Below are 14,104 nucleotides of genomic sequence, written 5' to 3' on the forward strand. Positions count from 1 at the left end.
GCCCCCAACGCCATAGTAAAAATTATTATGGCTTTCATCTGGATAGAGAACCCCATGGTAATACTGGGTAAAGTGGGGTATCTATGCAATTCGACATCCGGCAACACAAGCAGCTGTCGAGCCGATCGTTCCGCTTATTGCAGCAGTATAAGTATTCGACCGAAAAAACGAGCAGACCTTGCCGTCTTTGCTTTGTCAGGGAAAAAGCGTACAATAAATGTTAATTCCACTACTCATTCAAGGAGCTTTGAACGACTATGTCTTATGATGTTATCGTCATCGGGGGAGGACCGTCCGGCCTTATGTCTTGTATTGCCGCGGCTTCCCACGGTGGCAAAGTGCTTCTCATAGATAAAGGAGATAAGCTGGGGCGCAAGCTCGGCATCTCAGGAGGCGGCCGCTGCAACGTAACGAATGCCAAAGAGCTGGACGAGCTGATCCGGCATATTCCCGGCAACGGGAGGTTTCTGTACAGTGCCTTCGCGAATTTCAGCAACAAGGACATCATCGCTTTCTTTGAAGGACTGGGTATCCGGCTTAAGGAGGAAGACCGCGGCCGCATGTTTCCCGTCTCCGACAAAGCGAAGACCGTGGTCGATGCGCTTGTCGGCAAAGTCCGCAGCCTTGGCGTCGACATTCGCGTCAACAGCCCGGTAGCCCGAGTACTGTACCGGGATGACCGCGTTGCTGGCGTCGAGCTAAGGGATGGCCGCCGCATCGATGCGGCTGCGGTCATTATCGCTACGGGAGGCAAGTCCGTGCCGCATACCGGCTCCACCGGCGACGGTTACGCATGGGCGGAAAGCGCGGGTCATACGATAACGGAGCTGTATCCGACCGAAGTGCCTATTACGTCGAAGGAGCCGTTTATCCGCAGCAAGGAGCTGCAAGGGCTGTCACTGCGCGATATTACGCTATCGGTCTGGAACCCGAAGGGGAAAAAGCTGATCGAGCATGAAGGCGATATGATCTTCACTCATTTCGGCATATCGGGTCCGGCTGTCCTGCGATGCAGCCAATTCGTAGTCAAAGCACTGAAGCAATCCGGCGCTCCGACCATCCGCATGACGATCGATCTGTTCCCGGAGCAAAGCGCCGATGAGGTGTATCAATATACGTTATCCTTGGGGAAGGCCGATCCCAAAAAGCAGGTGAAAAACGTCCTAAAGACCGCCGTTTCCGAACGGCTCCTCCCGATCGTTCTCGATAAAGCGGGGGTGTCGGGCGATATTACGTACGACAACATTCCTAAGCAGCCTTGGATGGAGCTCGCCAAGCTGCTCAAGGCTTTTCCGATCGAGGTTAACGGCACGCTGTCCATTGAGGAAGCTTTCGTTACCGGAGGCGGTGTGAACCTGAAGGAAATCGATCCGAAAACGATGCAGTCCAAGCTGATGCCCGGCTTGTTCTTTTGCGGGGAAATCCTTGATGTTCACGGATACACCGGGGGCTATAACATCACAGCGGCGTTCACCTCCGGCTATACGGCAGGGATGAACGCAGCGGAGATGTAGCCGGTTCGCTAAGCTCCGGCGGAGGCTTGAGTTTTCGACAAGCAAAACGCGCGAAAAAAGGCGCATCCCCATTGAATGCGGGATTGCGACGCGGCGGTAGCGGGGCGGCAGGTGCGTTGCGGCAGCGGCTGCGACGGCGACTGCGACGGCGACTGCGATTGCGGCTGCGACTGCGGTAGCGGTAGCGGCAGCGGTAGCGACAGCGGTAGCGACTGCGGCTGCGACAGCAGCAGCGACAGCAGCAGCGAAGCGGCAGCGGCAGCAGCAGTGCGACAGCGACAGCAGCTGCAACTGCGGCTGCGACAGCAGCAGCGACAGCGCGACTGCGGCTGCGACTGCGGGACAGCGGCAGCGCGACGGCGGGGCGGGAGGCTTGGACGAGCCGCCTCTCGCCCACCCTAACGGACCGTGGTTCCGTTATTGTTTCAAAATTGCTGCTTTTCCGATAGCTATCGGACCGTGGTTCCGTTATTTGGCCCAATCAGGCCCTCCAACGTGCCAAAAAATACAAATAACGGATCCTGAGTCCGATCCATGCCCGAAAAAGCACAAATTGAGGGCAATAACGGATCTCCTGTCCGATCCGTTCGTTTACCAACATCATCACACGCCGCCACTCTCCTCTTCCCAATACTCGCCAATCCTCATTTGTTACTCCACCACCAGTGTCACTCTAGCCCGCAATCACAACTCCTACCACCAATGTCACTCCACTCACTTGCTACTCCTACACAACTATCACTCCAGCTCTCATTTGTTACTCCTACCGCCGATGTCACTTTTATCCCTCACTTGTTACTCTTACCTGCACTATCATTCCAGCTCACTCATCTGTTGCCCCTACCGCCCAACGTTACTCCAGCTCTCAATTTGCTACTCCTACCGCCGCCACTATCACCCTGACTCTCACTCGTTACTCCAACTTGTTTTCATATCGGATCAACAATCCTGGCCTGCCTACAGTACACTTGTCGCAGCAAACCCGAACGAAACTCCTGTAGATAACGAAGCTTATCATCAAGTCACCCCGACAAAAAAAACACACCCCATCACAACCTATGGGGTGTGCCCTGCTATAACCTGCTGCGCCCGGCTTTAGCTTCTTTTACAACTACAACTACTTCGGCATCCGGTTCGCCGCCGAATAAAACTCGGGGCTCGTCCCGTCGGCGAATCGAACCGCCGTCTTCGCCTTGGAAAAATCGTTGCCGACCACGAACATCCCGTCGGCATCAACACGCTCCAGCGCCAGGAAAGCATCCGTTCCTTCCTCAGCCTTGCAGCCTTGCACGGCAAGGCCTTGCACGTCCTTCAGCTCCACTGCGCTGACTCCAGCCGGGGCTGCCTTGCCTCGGAGTCCTTTTATCGCCAGCTGCTCGATATGCTCGCCATATAGGGCGTTCGACCAATGATCGTTAGGCTCGCCGTCCCAGACGACCTCGACGCCGTCGAGCGACACGTTCTTCGCATGGCGGCAAAATACCGCCGGGATATGGTGGGCAAACACGCCGCGCGCCGACGGCTGCGTATCGAACAGGCCGCCCGGATACCCGCTCTTGCGCCGCATCGTATGACGAAGCCCGCGGATCGAAATATTTTCGACGACGCTCTCTTCCGAGCCTTCGATATAAACGCCGCCCTCGGCTTCCGTCAATATATGCTCGTAGCGGATATTGCGGATTTTGCCCGGAGGCTGCTCCGAGCCGTTACGCCGCTCGGCCGTGATGAAGATCGGCTCGCCCTTGCCCCACCAGCGAAGCTCACGAGACGGCTCCTCCGCATTGCTGAACAGTCTTGTTTCGATGATGATGTTCGAAAAGAGGATGTTTTCCACCGTCGCGCCGTCACGGACCCAAATGCCGAGACCGCGGTTGGAGTTGCGGATGACGCAGTTTTGCACGACGATATTACGAATATCCGCATGGGTTTCCGTGCCGATTTTGACAGCGGAATCATGTGTTACCAGAGTACAATTCGTCACGGTAATGTTTTCGCAGGAGCCGTATCGCTCTGCACCCTGCTTCGTCGTTTTGACAACGATACAGTCGTCGCCGGTCTCGATATGGCAGTCCGAAATATGCACGTCCTTGCAGCAATCCGGGTCAATCCCGTCATTATTCGGCCCTCGCTGCTGGCCCAATATTTTAATGCCGTTAATGTTAACACGGCTGCAGCCTGTCATATGAAGCCCCCACGACGATGCGCGATACAGAGTGACATCCCGGAACAGCACATCCGTACAGCCCTCGAAATCGATTAGCTTTGGTCTGAATCCCCCAAGCGGAAGCAGCACATGGTCGCTCACGCCATCCTCGGGTTCCAGGAAGTGCTCACCCCGCCCGTCGATTGTACCGAGACCCGTGATCGAAACCTTCTGAGCATGACGCGCGCAGATCAGGGCGCTTTTCCCCTGTCCTTCGCTGAGAAAAGCCTCACGGTCCCCAGCAGTCGGCGGGGCAACAAAATCCCGCTCCTCCATGCTGCTTACGATGCGTGCCGACGCCGCTAAGTGCAGATCGACGTTGGAGCGAAGCAGCACCGTTCCGGATAAATAGCTGCCATGAGGGACGACCACTCGCCCGCCGCCTTGCTGCGCGCAGTAGTCTATCGCCGCTTGAATGCTTGCCGTGTCTTTGGTTTCGCCGTCCCCTACGGCGCCAAAATCGCGAATATTCACATTCATTCCATCATCTCTCCCTATAGTCGTTCGTTATGCTCATCGCCGCAATAATGCTCGAATACAAGCTCGATGTGCTTGAAATACAAATGTCCGTCCTCCCAAGGCTGGAAGTGCAGGTCCATGCGCGAATCGTTCCAATTCTCCGGTGTGCCGGACGTTGTGAGCTTTCGAGGCACTGCCGGCTCCTCGATAACTTTCGGAAACTCCTGATAGCCGAACAGCAAATTTTCGTGCATGGCGATAATCTCGTACTTATCACCAAGAAACGCCCGCTCCTCCTGAAGCTGATAATGGTAATAAATGTAGCTCGCCATCATCTCCGGCTTCAAATGAGCAATGCGCCCCGCTCTGCGTTCCACCGGCGCTTTCCGGATCCAATGCTCCCGGCTGACCGGCTCGTTGAAGTGAAACACATCGACCATCGGAATCCACTGCCTTTTGTCCGCATGCCCCGGCCAATCCTCCAACAACGGCGCCAAATCGCCGAACATTTCATCCGGATGGATTGCACCGTCCATACATTCGTAGTACAGAAAAAGCTCCCGATTCCACCGGAAGCAGGCGATCGTCATGAGCTTCCCTTCCTCCACGAGCCTTCGGGCTGCTTGTCCGCTGGTCATCGTCTTTAAGCCCGTTTCTTCCTGCCCTTCCCTCAGCTGAGAGCGATAGATCATTCTCAACACTGTAATCCGCCTCATTTCTCAAAGTCACTTGCTTTATTGATACTATCTTTTTCATTTGTACGCAATTGGATTTTTATGCACGGCTATCCGAACCGCCAGTAATCGGGATGCGCGGCCTAGCATTTTATTGCACAAAGTTAGACTTTATTAAAGACAGCCCCACCGGAAAAACAAAAAAGCCAGAGGAGCCGTCTCTATCGGCGGACTCTCTGACTTTTAACATCCTTTTTACAGCAAACTATTCTTCATTAATGATAACGGAGGAGGTTTCTGGCTCCCAGTTTACCGCAGCTTTCAAAGCTTCACTTACAAAACGTACAGGCACTACCGTGCTGCCGTCGGCAATTGCAGCCGGTACTTCAAGCGTTACTTCTTTTCCGTCCACATAGGCCGTCGTGCTGCCGATATACAATTTCACAGAGATGCCGTCGCGCGTAACGGTAACGGAACGCTCTTCCTCATTCCATGCAACATCCGCTTTCAAAGCCTCGGAGATGGCGCGGAACGGAACCAAAGTATTGCCGTCGCGGATAAAAGGTGCGACTTCAAAGGAAGGCTCTTCCCCGTTCACGTACAGCTTGACTCCCTTTTTGCCCAATTTGTCGTACAGCTTGCCGAGCTTTTTATAGGAATTGATATTTTTGATGTTGGCTTTGATCGCATCCTTCTGAACATAGACCGCATCGGTCACGCTGCCTTGCTGCTCAAGCAAATCCGCTACGGCGGACAGCGCCTCGTCCTTCTCCTTAATCGCTTCCAGCTCCGCCTTTTGCTCGGCCGTTAGCCTTCCATCGTATTTGGTCAACAGCAAATCGGCAATAACCGCACCCGCAGGCTTGTCCTTCACGTTCTCAATAGCGTTCAAAAGTCCTTTATATCCTTGATGCCCTGTACTGCCGTATGTATTGTCTGTTACAGTGTCTTGAGAAGTCTTCTCAACGTTTTTATTCGCTTTGGTGTCCACAGAAGCTTCCACTTTCACTGCCGCTTCCGCTTTTTTCTCTGCACCGTTACCGTTATCCGATTTGGCCAGCGCCGCTCCTGCAAAAAGACTTGTTGCCAATACTCCGGATGCCGTTGCTAATAAAACTTTGTTCATTAATGATCCCTCCAGGATGCAATTTGTAGTGCTGCTAGTTATATTCGGCGCCGGCTGCATTTTTTTTGAGGGTGACTTCTGCTTTTAACCATAAAAATTTTATTCTTCTCAGCAGTTCATGCCGTTAAAACCCGATAAAACCTATGAAAACCACCTATGAAAAACGGGCCATCGTGAACCATTTCTTTGAAGCCCGGAGGGCCAGTAACAGGTGGCAACCGCTCCGGCTCCATAAAAGTGAGTTCAACAATAAAAAAACGGTGTAGATTCCTCACCGATTGGGAAGGAGCCTACGCCGTTTCTTTGGGTATTGCCGTTATCCGATTTTATGAGGAAATTCCATGCCCCGTTCTCCGCAGCTGTCCATAGCTTCGCTAACGAACGTCCCCCGCACTACTATGCTGCCTTCCGGCAATGGCAGACGGCACATTAAGCTTTACGTTTCATCTCACCAATAAACCACCGTTTCCGAATGGATGCACACTAACGGCTGCCGGTGTAAGGCTCAACATGTACATGCACATTTTCGATATGATGCTTGGTATGCATGCGCCGCTCGATCTCGTCGCTAATATCGTGGCTTTGCTCCACGCTAAGCTCTGCGCTCACTTCGACCACCACATCCAGCAGCACGCTGCTGCCGTGTACCCGGGCGCGAATATCTTTAATTCTCTTGACTCCGGGCGTATCCCCGACCGTCTGCTGGAACGTCTTCAGCTTCTGCTCGTCGAAGCCGTCCGTCAGCGCATGAGTCGATTCCGAAAAAATATCCCACGCCGTTTTGCAAATAACGATGCCTACGGCAAATGCAGCGACCGCGTCCAGGATAGGCAGTCCCAACCGCGAACCGAAAATACCTACCGCGGCACCGATGCTGACCAAAGCATCCGAGCGGTTATCGTGGGCGGCCGCCATCAGCGATTGGCTGTTGATACGCCGTGCCAGACGGCTGTTGTATAAGTAAACGCCCCACATGCAGGCGGCGCACAGAAGCGCAATCCATGCGGCCAGCATATCCGGGGCATGTCTCTCGCCGGACATCAAGCTCTGGGCAGCCTGGATAATGACCTGAATCCCCGCCGCGAACATAATGAACGAAGCGACCAGCGATGCGATGGTTTCTGCCCTCATATGACCGTAAGGATGGTCCTGATCCGGCGGCTTCCTGGCTATGCGCAAGCCTATGAGCACGGCAAGCGATACTATTATGTCGGTCGTATTGTTAATACCGTCTGCGGTTAACGCTTCTGAACCCGTGAAATAGCCCATGCTGATTTTGAAAGCAGACAATATGATATAAGCGATGATACTGACCCATGCGCCTTTTTCGCCCTGCTTCAGATTATCGTATGTGTCTACCACTCGGCTCTCCTCCAAATCCATGTATCAACATGCATGATTTCAAATCGAACCTCATCATAACAAACGAACCTCGTGTGGGTCTAGAGAAACAGTGTTTTCCTCGCAACGAAAAATAGGGACGGAACAACATTGTTTTACAAGGCAAATCTTTTTCTCCCGGTCAAAAAAAGTGGCTGCCGGTCCACATCGGCTTCATCGAAGCAAACAGCTGCCGCAGCGGAGGAATTAGGGTAAAAAGAAACAGCGGTCCCGCATGCCTGCGGTTCACCGCTGCCCTGTCCTGTCACCAGCCGGCCGCTTGCAACGGTTATAACCGTACGCCGGCGTCAAAATGATTGTAATCGTCATCCGACGGATCGAATACTTCGGCTCCGTTACCGAAGTCGGATTCCCCCGCTCCCACTCCGGGAATCGAAGCGGAGCTGGTTGCGTATTGCTCATTCCAATCCTCATTCACCACATGGGCGGGAATGGCAATAAAGTCTGCTTCATTGTAAGCCATAGCGTACGTATCGCTCTCTGTTGCGAGTCCCGGAATTTCCTTCAGCAGCCCTCCGTGGGCTTGGGCAATTTCAAGTGCGGACGTCAAATCGTTGCGTTCCACCTTGATATGCAGGGTAGGGCGCTTCATTTCGCTATGCATACCGGTCGGATAGCCCAGCTCCTCTAGCATGTCCATGGCAAGCCTAGCCGATTGTTCATTCTCGAATTCAAAAAAGATCGGTGCACCGGTCATGCGGATTCGTTCCTTTCGTTGTATAATGAAATGGTCTGCTCTATAATTCCCAGGGTTTCGCCATATTATTCCTGTCCCAAAAAGGAAGACATACGGTCCGAAGACTGCGCATACACTGGTTACAGCTAAACCAAGGTCCGGGAAGGAAAGGGGTGAATAAAAATGACCCAAACCGACGACGGGCGCAATCCCGTCCAGGCTACAGAAGCCGACGTCAACGAAAATAAATGGATTGCCGCAGCCTCATACATACTATTTTTCCTTCCGCTCATTGCCGCCAAGCAATCCAGGTTCGCCATGTATCATGCGAATCAGGGCCTTATCCTGCTTCTTCTCGGAATTGTATGCAACATCGTTCTCGGCCTCATTCCGTTTATCGGCTGGATTTTACTGCCTATCGCCAATCTGGCGACGCTGGCGCTGGCGATTATCGGCATTATACAAGCCGTAAACGGCCAAATGAAGCCTTTGCCAGTAATCGGCACGATATCGATTATCAAAGTGCCTTAGCCACTCCATCGGCGGCCGGTACTCGAAGCTGTCCTGACGGGTTCTTCATGAACCGCGAGGACGGCTTTTTTCTATGCCACGAGAAATAACCCGTGTTTAATAAATCGGCCGATTCGGCCGGTTCATCGAACACGGGTCCAGTGCCGCTGTTTTCATGGTTGCGCGTCCATTCCTCCGCTTGCGGAGACCGCGTACAGAGCCTCTAAAGGCAGCGGCGTACAGCTAATGAGCTGCCCGTTGCGAAAAACGCAGCGGTATTCGCTGCATGGAGCCTGAGCTAGCATCGGCGGCAAAAAATGCCTTACATGCTTCGCCACGCCCTGATTGTCCGGATGAACAATCCATTCTACAGGCCTCCAGGCCAGAATCCCTTCCTCCGTCTCGGCCGGCGTCTCATAAGCGGAGGCATACTTTGCCGGCAGCTCCGCCGTATAAACATACATGCCGTTCGTAGGCTTCCCGTCGACCTCCCAGGTCACAATCCCTCCGTACCGGGCTTCCGTAAGCGCAATGCCGGTCTCCTCGTACACTTCCCGCAGCACGCTGTCATACGGCGTTTCCCCAGACTCCAGCTTGCCGCCTACGCCGTTCCACATGCCGAGCAGAGGCGCTTTATGACGGTTCAGCATCAGCAGCTGCGAGCCTTTACGAATAAAGCATAAATTGTACTTCAGCATCCGCTGTCGCCTCTTTCCTTCACCCTCATAATGATTTACAATCCGAATCATTAACGGTATACGACTCGGCCGCGGCCTCAAGCTCTACTGGCCTCCATAAGCCAGCTTTCCGGCCAGCAGAGAGGCTAGTCCGGTCGCCGCCTGCTTCTTCCGCTCCCACTCGTGGAGCGGCATCGAGATGCTGATGGCGCCGGTGATGTCGCCTCCCCGCTGCACGATCGGCGCAGCGACGCAGCAGAAGCCCATCACCGCCTCCTGCTCGTCGCAGGCGAAGCCGTCCCGCTTCGCCTGCTCCACCTGGCGCCTCAGCTCCTCGCGCGCCATTAGCGTGTACGGCGTTAGCTGGAGAAGCGGACTGCCCGGTGGATACAGCCGCTCCCAATCGGCTTCGCTCAACCCGGCCAGCAGGGACTTGCCAAGTCCCGTGGCATGCGCCGGAAAACGCGAGCCCGGCCCCGATACGACGCGGACCGGATTGGGCGCAGTTTCCTTGGCCAAATAGACGACCTCGCTGCCTTCCAATCGGGCGAGCTGTACCGACTCGCCGATTTCATTCATAATCGCGGGCGCTTCTTGTTTGAAACGCTCAATCACGTCAAACTGCTGGAAGTAGACGCTGCCGATCCACCCGAGATACCCGCCGAGCCCGTAGGCATCCGCCCGGTCCTTTTCGATCCAGCCCAGCTCCTCCATCGTTTGCAGCAGGGAGAACATCGTGCTTTTGCTTATTGCGGTTCGCTGGCACAAGTCGCTCAGCCGGAGCCGTCCGGGCTCTCCGGCAATGAGGCGCAGAACGTCATGCGCTCTCTCCAGCGCGGGAACCCAATACTTTTTATCCATCGGTCCGGATGCCTCCACCATATACTAGTTCCATATTTTGAACCATGTTCCAAATATTTTTTCCATATTTTATCACTGTTCGTTTCCGTCGGTCAACCGTTAACCGATCGCAAAAAAATCGACTATTTTTTCCAAATTGTTAACATAATATGTTTGTCAATATGAATTTGTTTTGGTATGATTGACAAAGTATTTAATGATGTGTAATGATAGGGATAGAAAATATCACTTTACCGCTTAAAAGCTAAAAAGCTTAAAAGCCAAAAAGTCATTTTTACCCGATACGGGTGCCGGCTATGTGTTAAACTGCCATATAGGAAAAAGGAGCACTGACTATGACAAGAGATACGAACCACAAAATTTTGGACTGCACGATTCGTGACGGAGGCCTCGTCAACAATTGGGATTTTAGCGTTAAAATGGTACAGGACATGTATGCGGGCTTAAGCGAAGCCGGCGTAGAATATATGGAAATCGGCTATAAAAACTCCGCCAAGCTGCTTAAAGGTGCCGATGCTGGCCCATGGCGCTTTTTGAACGAAGACTTCTTGAAAGAGGTTATCAACCGCAAAACCGATACGAAGCTTTCGGCGCTTGTAGATATCGGCCGTGTGGACGAGAACGACATTTTGCCGCGTGAGCAAAGCCAGCTTGACCTGATCCGCGTTGCGACCTACATCAAAGATGTAGACAAAGCTCTGGAGCTTGTGCGCAAATTCAACAGCTACGGCTATGAAACGAGCATCAACATTATGGCGCTGTCCCATGTTATGGAGAACGAGCTGACCGAAGCTTTCGTGGAAATTAACAAAAGCCCGGTTGACGTAGTGTACATCGTAGACTCCTACGGAAGCATGGATTACAGCGACGTCGACTACCTGGTTGCCAAATTCCAGCGTCTTCTTCCTGAGAAACAGCTTGGCTTGCATATGCACAACAATATGCAGCTTGCTTTCTCCAATACGATTATGGGAGCCAGCAAAGGAGTTCAATTCCTGGATACGTCCGTATACGGTATGGGCCGCGCTGCCGGCAACTGCCCTACGGAGCTGATCGTCAGCCATTTGAAGAACCCTAAATACGACGTACGTCCTGTACTCGATCTGATCGAGAGACACTTGATCCCTATGCGCGAGAAAGTGGAGTGGGGCTACATCATTCCTTACATGATTGCAGGCGTATTGAATGAGCATCCGCGTTCGGCTATGGCTCTTCGTGCCAGCGATAATAAAGACAAATTCGTCGACTTCTATGATCAGCTGACTTCTCCGGAAGTTATGCCTACTAACCATCACTCCGATTAATAAGCTATGACTTTAAGACGGTTGCCGTGCGCAGCCGTCTTTTTTGATATGCTGCCGCTGCCGCCCCCTCCTTCGTGCCGATACTCCCGCTCCCGCTTGCGATTGTTCTTCACAATTATGGGTATCCTATTGCAGGTAAGGAACATTTTGCATGCTGAACAGGCCCAAGGAGGATGCTTGATGAAGAACAAATGGTTACTGGCTGCGATGATTTTGCTGGCTGTGGAAGGAAGTACGGTACATACCGCTGCTCTCGCTTCTCATACCGTATATGCTGCTCCTGAAGACAGCGCGACGGGCGTCTATGAAGCGGAGCAGGCCGAGCTGGAGAAGCAGGTGAAAATTACGAAGGATCAGTGTATAGCCATCGCCATGCAAAAAGTACAGGGCATCGTGCAGGAGATCGAGCTCGGTACTGAAGACGGCACGATCGTGTACAACGTACTGATCGAGGATAAGAAAGAACGGCTTATGGAGGTTAAGGTGGATGCGGTCACCGGCCATATCATTGATGTAGGCCGCAGCGACGATGTGTTCGAGACTCCCGAGGATCCCGAGTGAGACTGCAGCTGGTTAAAAATTCTGTCGTAAAAGCCTTCCGTGCTCCATGGTCGCGGTAGGCTTTTTCCATTATGGCCATGAAGCGTTTCGATTCCCGTTTCTTCCGCTGGCAGCGTTTGGTATAATAGGGAATCAAACAGGAATTCGATCGGAAGAAGCTCCACTATGAGACCGAGGTGAACACTAACCATGAAACCGACCATCGTGCATAAGACGCCGAAAACGCTGCTGAATCCGGCAAGCGGCTATTTGACCGGCTACAGCCATACGTTGAATCCGTATACCGGCTGCGCTTTTTCCTGCACGTACTGCTACGTGCGCGAGATGCCCGTCGCCAAGTTCCGGGGCGAGCCGTGGGGCACCTGGGTCGACGTCAAGGAAGGCGCGGCGTCGATCCTCGCTAAGGAGCTCGTCAAAGCAAAGCGCAAAGGACGAGTGACGATCTTCATGTCTTCAAGTACAGACCCATACCAGCCCGCCGAGTATAACGAGCGGCTTACCCGGTCTTTGCTCGAAGCGATGGTTGCCGAGCAGCCGGACTTCCTGCTCGTGCAAACGCGCAGTCCGCTCGTGACTCGCGACATCGATTTGCTGCTCCGGCTGAAGGATCGCGTCCGGATCAGCGTGACGGTCGAGACCGACCTGGAGCCGGTCCGGCGGGCCTTCACCCCGGCTGCGCCTCCGATTGCGGCGCGGCTTGGGGCCTTGCAGCGGCTCACCGCGGCGGGGCTTGATACGCAGGCGGCGATCTCGCCGGTGCTGCCGTCCTCGCAGCGGTTCGCTGCGCGGTTGGCCGAAGTCGTCGGGCGCGTATGCATCGACGACTTCTTCATGGGCGACGGCAGCCTCGGGAAGCGCACGGAGCGGCTCGGCATCCGCCGCATTTACGAGCAGCTCGGCTTAAGCGACTGGTACGACCGCGAAGCGTATCAGCGGGTCGTCACCGAGCTCCGCCATCACTTCCCCGAGGACCGCTTGTTTATAAGCCAAGCCGGCTTTCTCCCATGAACGGCAGCGGCGGACTACCCGGTTGCGTGGCCCCTGTACCGCCTCTCCTTAGTCTCTGCCAAACGCCATAACACGCGAATCGGATTCGCCGCGCGCTGGAAAGGTTCATCACTGCTCGATCCGCAGGAAATATACCGGATCGGCCGTTCTCCCCAGCCGGTATTCGTTCGGGGTCGCCCCGACAAACGTCCGAAACACTTTGATAAAGTAGTTCGTGTATTCAAACCCGGCTTCTTTGGCAATCGCCTCCACGGTTTTGTCCGTATGCCGCAGCAGCCATGCGGCCTGCTCGATGCGGATTTTGCGCAAATACTGATTCGGCTTGAGGCCGGTTTTCTTCAAAAACTGCCGGCAGAAATGATATTTGCTAAGCCCCGCCGCCTCGGCGATCTGCTCCACGGACAAGTCCTGCGCGTACCGCGACTTCATGTATTTAATGGCGGCCCGAATCGCGGCGGGCATGTCCTCAGTCGCTTTGACACTCCCCCTCCCCTCTACATACCGGTGAAGCGCCATCAGCAGCTCATAAAGCCGGGCCGATATCGTATATTTATCCAGCTGCGGATCGTGATATACATCTGCATAAAGGCGGCTGAGCAGAACAAGCGGCTCTTTATAGTCGCGGAACGTCAGCACCGGTCCCGTCGTTTTCGCAATCGCTTTAAAATGGTTCAACGCATCCATCCCGTTCACGACAATGTATAGAAACTCCCACTCTTCGCCGTCCTCCGGAAAGTAGTACTCCTGATCGCTAGGAATGACCGTCATAAATCCGGTATCTTTAGTCAGCGGATATACTGTCTCCCCATCTCTCAGCAGCCCTTTTCCCGCCAACGTATATTGAAACACAACGAACCCGCCGCCTCTTTCCAGCCCGTTCCATCGATAGGCCGGGGAAGTTACCCGATCCCACCCGATATTAATAAGCCGAATCGGCTGCTCCGCCGGGCTTAAATATTTAAAGCCGAAGCTCGTACGCTCGCACATTTCATGAGGCATGAGCAATATAGTCTCATCCTTTCGAAAATATGTTATCATTGTAAGCCTTTTCCTTATGTTTTATTATGGAACTGTCCAAGAGGGAAGTCAATGGAGCTCAGGCGCGTCTGTACCTTGATCATTCAGCGAAA

Annotated in this window: 13 protein-coding genes; 5 read left to right on the plus strand and 8 right to left on the minus strand. The window is 53.7% G+C overall.

The window, feature by feature from the left end; genetic code table 11:
• Nucleotides 1-257 precede the first annotated feature (257 nt).
• On the plus strand, nucleotides 258-1,514 hold the full coding sequence (locus tag ACFQ88_RS28535; protein WP_379459518.1) for a BaiN/RdsA family NAD(P)/FAD-dependent oxidoreductase: 1,257 nt from the start codon (nucleotides 258-260) through the stop codon (nucleotides 1,512-1,514).
• 1,117 nt (nucleotides 1,515-2,631) lie between these two features.
• Here ACFQ88_RS28535 and ACFQ88_RS28540 read toward each other — a convergent pair.
• The 5 genes from ACFQ88_RS28540 to ACFQ88_RS28560 all read right to left on the minus strand — a co-directional run bounded on the left by ACFQ88_RS28540 (nucleotide 2,632) and on the right by ACFQ88_RS28560 (nucleotide 8,074).
• Nucleotides 2,632-4,197 (minus strand): glycoside hydrolase family 28 protein, encoded by a 1,566-nt coding sequence (locus ACFQ88_RS28540; RefSeq protein WP_379459520.1) that lies wholly within the window; start codon nucleotides 4,195-4,197, stop codon nucleotides 2,632-2,634.
• A gap of 14 nt (nucleotides 4,198-4,211) precedes the next feature.
• Nucleotides 4,212-4,868 carry a hypothetical protein gene (locus ACFQ88_RS28545; RefSeq protein ID WP_379460058.1) on the minus strand — a complete coding sequence of 219 codons (657 nt, stop codon included), beginning with the start codon at nucleotides 4,866-4,868 and terminating at the stop codon, nucleotides 4,212-4,214.
• 247 nt (nucleotides 4,869-5,115) lie between these two features.
• Nucleotides 5,116-5,976: a copper amine oxidase N-terminal domain-containing protein gene (locus ACFQ88_RS28550; RefSeq protein ID WP_379459522.1), complete on the minus strand. Its 861-nt coding sequence runs from the start codon at nucleotides 5,974-5,976 to the stop codon at nucleotides 5,116-5,118.
• A gap of 483 nt (nucleotides 5,977-6,459) precedes the next feature.
• Nucleotides 6,460-7,338 carry a cation diffusion facilitator family transporter gene (locus ACFQ88_RS28555; protein ID WP_379459524.1) on the minus strand — a complete coding sequence of 293 codons (879 nt, stop codon included), beginning with the start codon at nucleotides 7,336-7,338 and terminating at the stop codon, nucleotides 6,460-6,462.
• A 307-nt stretch (nucleotides 7,339-7,645) separates the two neighbouring features.
• A complete protein-coding gene (locus ACFQ88_RS28560; RefSeq protein ID WP_239630161.1) occupies nucleotides 7,646-8,074 on the minus strand; it encodes a hypothetical protein in 429 nt (142 codons plus the stop codon).
• 162 nt (nucleotides 8,075-8,236) lie between these two features.
• Here ACFQ88_RS28560 and ACFQ88_RS28565 point away from each other — a divergent pair, with 162 nt between their 5' ends.
• A complete protein-coding gene (locus tag ACFQ88_RS28565; RefSeq protein WP_239630162.1) occupies nucleotides 8,237-8,584 on the plus strand; it encodes a DUF4870 domain-containing protein in 348 nt (115 codons plus the stop codon).
• Nucleotides 8,585-8,736: 152 nt separating this feature from the next.
• On the opposite strand, the gene ACFQ88_RS28570 is transcribed toward ACFQ88_RS28565, so the two are convergent.
• Nucleotides 8,737-9,261 (minus strand): NUDIX hydrolase, encoded by a 525-nt coding sequence (locus ACFQ88_RS28570; protein ID WP_379459527.1) that lies wholly within the window; start codon nucleotides 9,259-9,261, stop codon nucleotides 8,737-8,739.
• A gap of 84 nt (nucleotides 9,262-9,345) precedes the next feature.
• Entirely contained in the window at nucleotides 9,346-10,101 is a 756-nt protein-coding gene (locus ACFQ88_RS28575; RefSeq protein WP_379459529.1) for an IclR family transcriptional regulator, read from the minus strand.
• A 335-nt stretch (nucleotides 10,102-10,436) separates the two neighbouring features.
• On the opposite strand from ACFQ88_RS28575, the gene ACFQ88_RS28580 reads away from it, so the two are divergent.
• The 3 genes from ACFQ88_RS28580 (at nucleotide 10,437) to ACFQ88_RS28590 (ending at nucleotide 12,974) form a co-directional block, all read left to right on the plus strand.
• Nucleotides 10,437-11,405, plus strand: a complete 969-nt coding sequence (locus ACFQ88_RS28580) for an aldolase catalytic domain-containing protein (RefSeq protein ID WP_239630165.1) — start codon at nucleotides 10,437-10,439, stop codon at nucleotides 11,403-11,405.
• 180 nt (nucleotides 11,406-11,585) lie between these two features.
• Complete coding sequence (locus ACFQ88_RS28585; RefSeq protein WP_239630166.1) at nucleotides 11,586-11,966, plus strand: PepSY domain-containing protein; 381 nt, start codon at nucleotides 11,586-11,588, stop codon at nucleotides 11,964-11,966.
• Nucleotides 11,967-12,155: 189 nt separating this feature from the next.
• Complete coding sequence (locus tag ACFQ88_RS28590) at nucleotides 12,156-12,974, plus strand: SPL family radical SAM protein (protein ID WP_379459532.1); 819 nt, start codon at nucleotides 12,156-12,158, stop codon at nucleotides 12,972-12,974.
• Nucleotides 12,975-13,082: 108 nt separating this feature from the next.
• Here the strand turns inward: ACFQ88_RS28590 and ACFQ88_RS28595 are convergent, their stop codons facing one another.
• Complete coding sequence (locus ACFQ88_RS28595; protein ID WP_379459534.1) at nucleotides 13,083-14,012, minus strand: helix-turn-helix domain-containing protein; 930 nt, start codon at nucleotides 14,010-14,012, stop codon at nucleotides 13,083-13,085.
• Nucleotides 14,013-14,104: the final 92 nt, after the last annotated feature.

Origin of the sequence: Paenibacillus sp. NPDC056579, assembly GCF_042793215.1 — a bacterium.
GTDB lineage: Bacteria > Bacillota > Bacilli > Paenibacillales > NBRC-103111 > Paenibacillus_S.

Bases quoted from the DNA above. Each gene is read 5' to 3' on its own strand.
- ACFQ88_RS28535 (WP_379459518.1), top strand. From the start codon at position 258: ATGTCTTATGATGTTATCGTCATCGGGGGAGGACCGTCCGGCCTTATG.
- ACFQ88_RS28540 (WP_379459520.1), bottom strand. From the start codon at position 4,197: ATGAATGTGAATATTCGCGATTTTGGCGCCGTAGGGGACGGCGAAACC.
- ACFQ88_RS28545 (WP_379460058.1), bottom strand. From the start codon at position 4,868: ATGATCTATCGCTCTCAGCTGAGGGAAGGGCAGGAAGAAACGGGCTTA.
- ACFQ88_RS28550 (WP_379459522.1), bottom strand. From the start codon at position 5,976: ATGAACAAAGTTTTATTAGCAACGGCATCCGGAGTATTGGCAACAAGT.
- ACFQ88_RS28560 (WP_239630161.1), bottom strand. From the start codon at position 8,074: ATGACCGGTGCACCGATCTTTTTTGAATTCGAGAATGAACAATCGGCT.
- ACFQ88_RS28565 (WP_239630162.1), top strand. From the start codon at position 8,237: ATGACCCAAACCGACGACGGGCGCAATCCCGTCCAGGCTACAGAAGCC.
- ACFQ88_RS28570 (WP_379459527.1), bottom strand. From the start codon at position 9,261: ATGCTGAAGTACAATTTATGCTTTATTCGTAAAGGCTCGCAGCTGCTG.
- ACFQ88_RS28575 (WP_379459529.1), bottom strand. From the start codon at position 10,101: ATGGATAAAAAGTATTGGGTTCCCGCGCTGGAGAGAGCGCATGACGTT.
- ACFQ88_RS28580 (WP_239630165.1), top strand. From the start codon at position 10,437: ATGACAAGAGATACGAACCACAAAATTTTGGACTGCACGATTCGTGAC.
- ACFQ88_RS28585 (WP_239630166.1), top strand. From the start codon at position 11,586: ATGAAGAACAAATGGTTACTGGCTGCGATGATTTTGCTGGCTGTGGAA.
- ACFQ88_RS28590 (WP_379459532.1), top strand. From the start codon at position 12,156: ATGAAACCGACCATCGTGCATAAGACGCCGAAAACGCTGCTGAATCCG.
- ACFQ88_RS28595 (WP_379459534.1), bottom strand. From the start codon at position 14,012: ATGATAACATATTTTCGAAAGGATGAGACTATATTGCTCATGCCTCAT.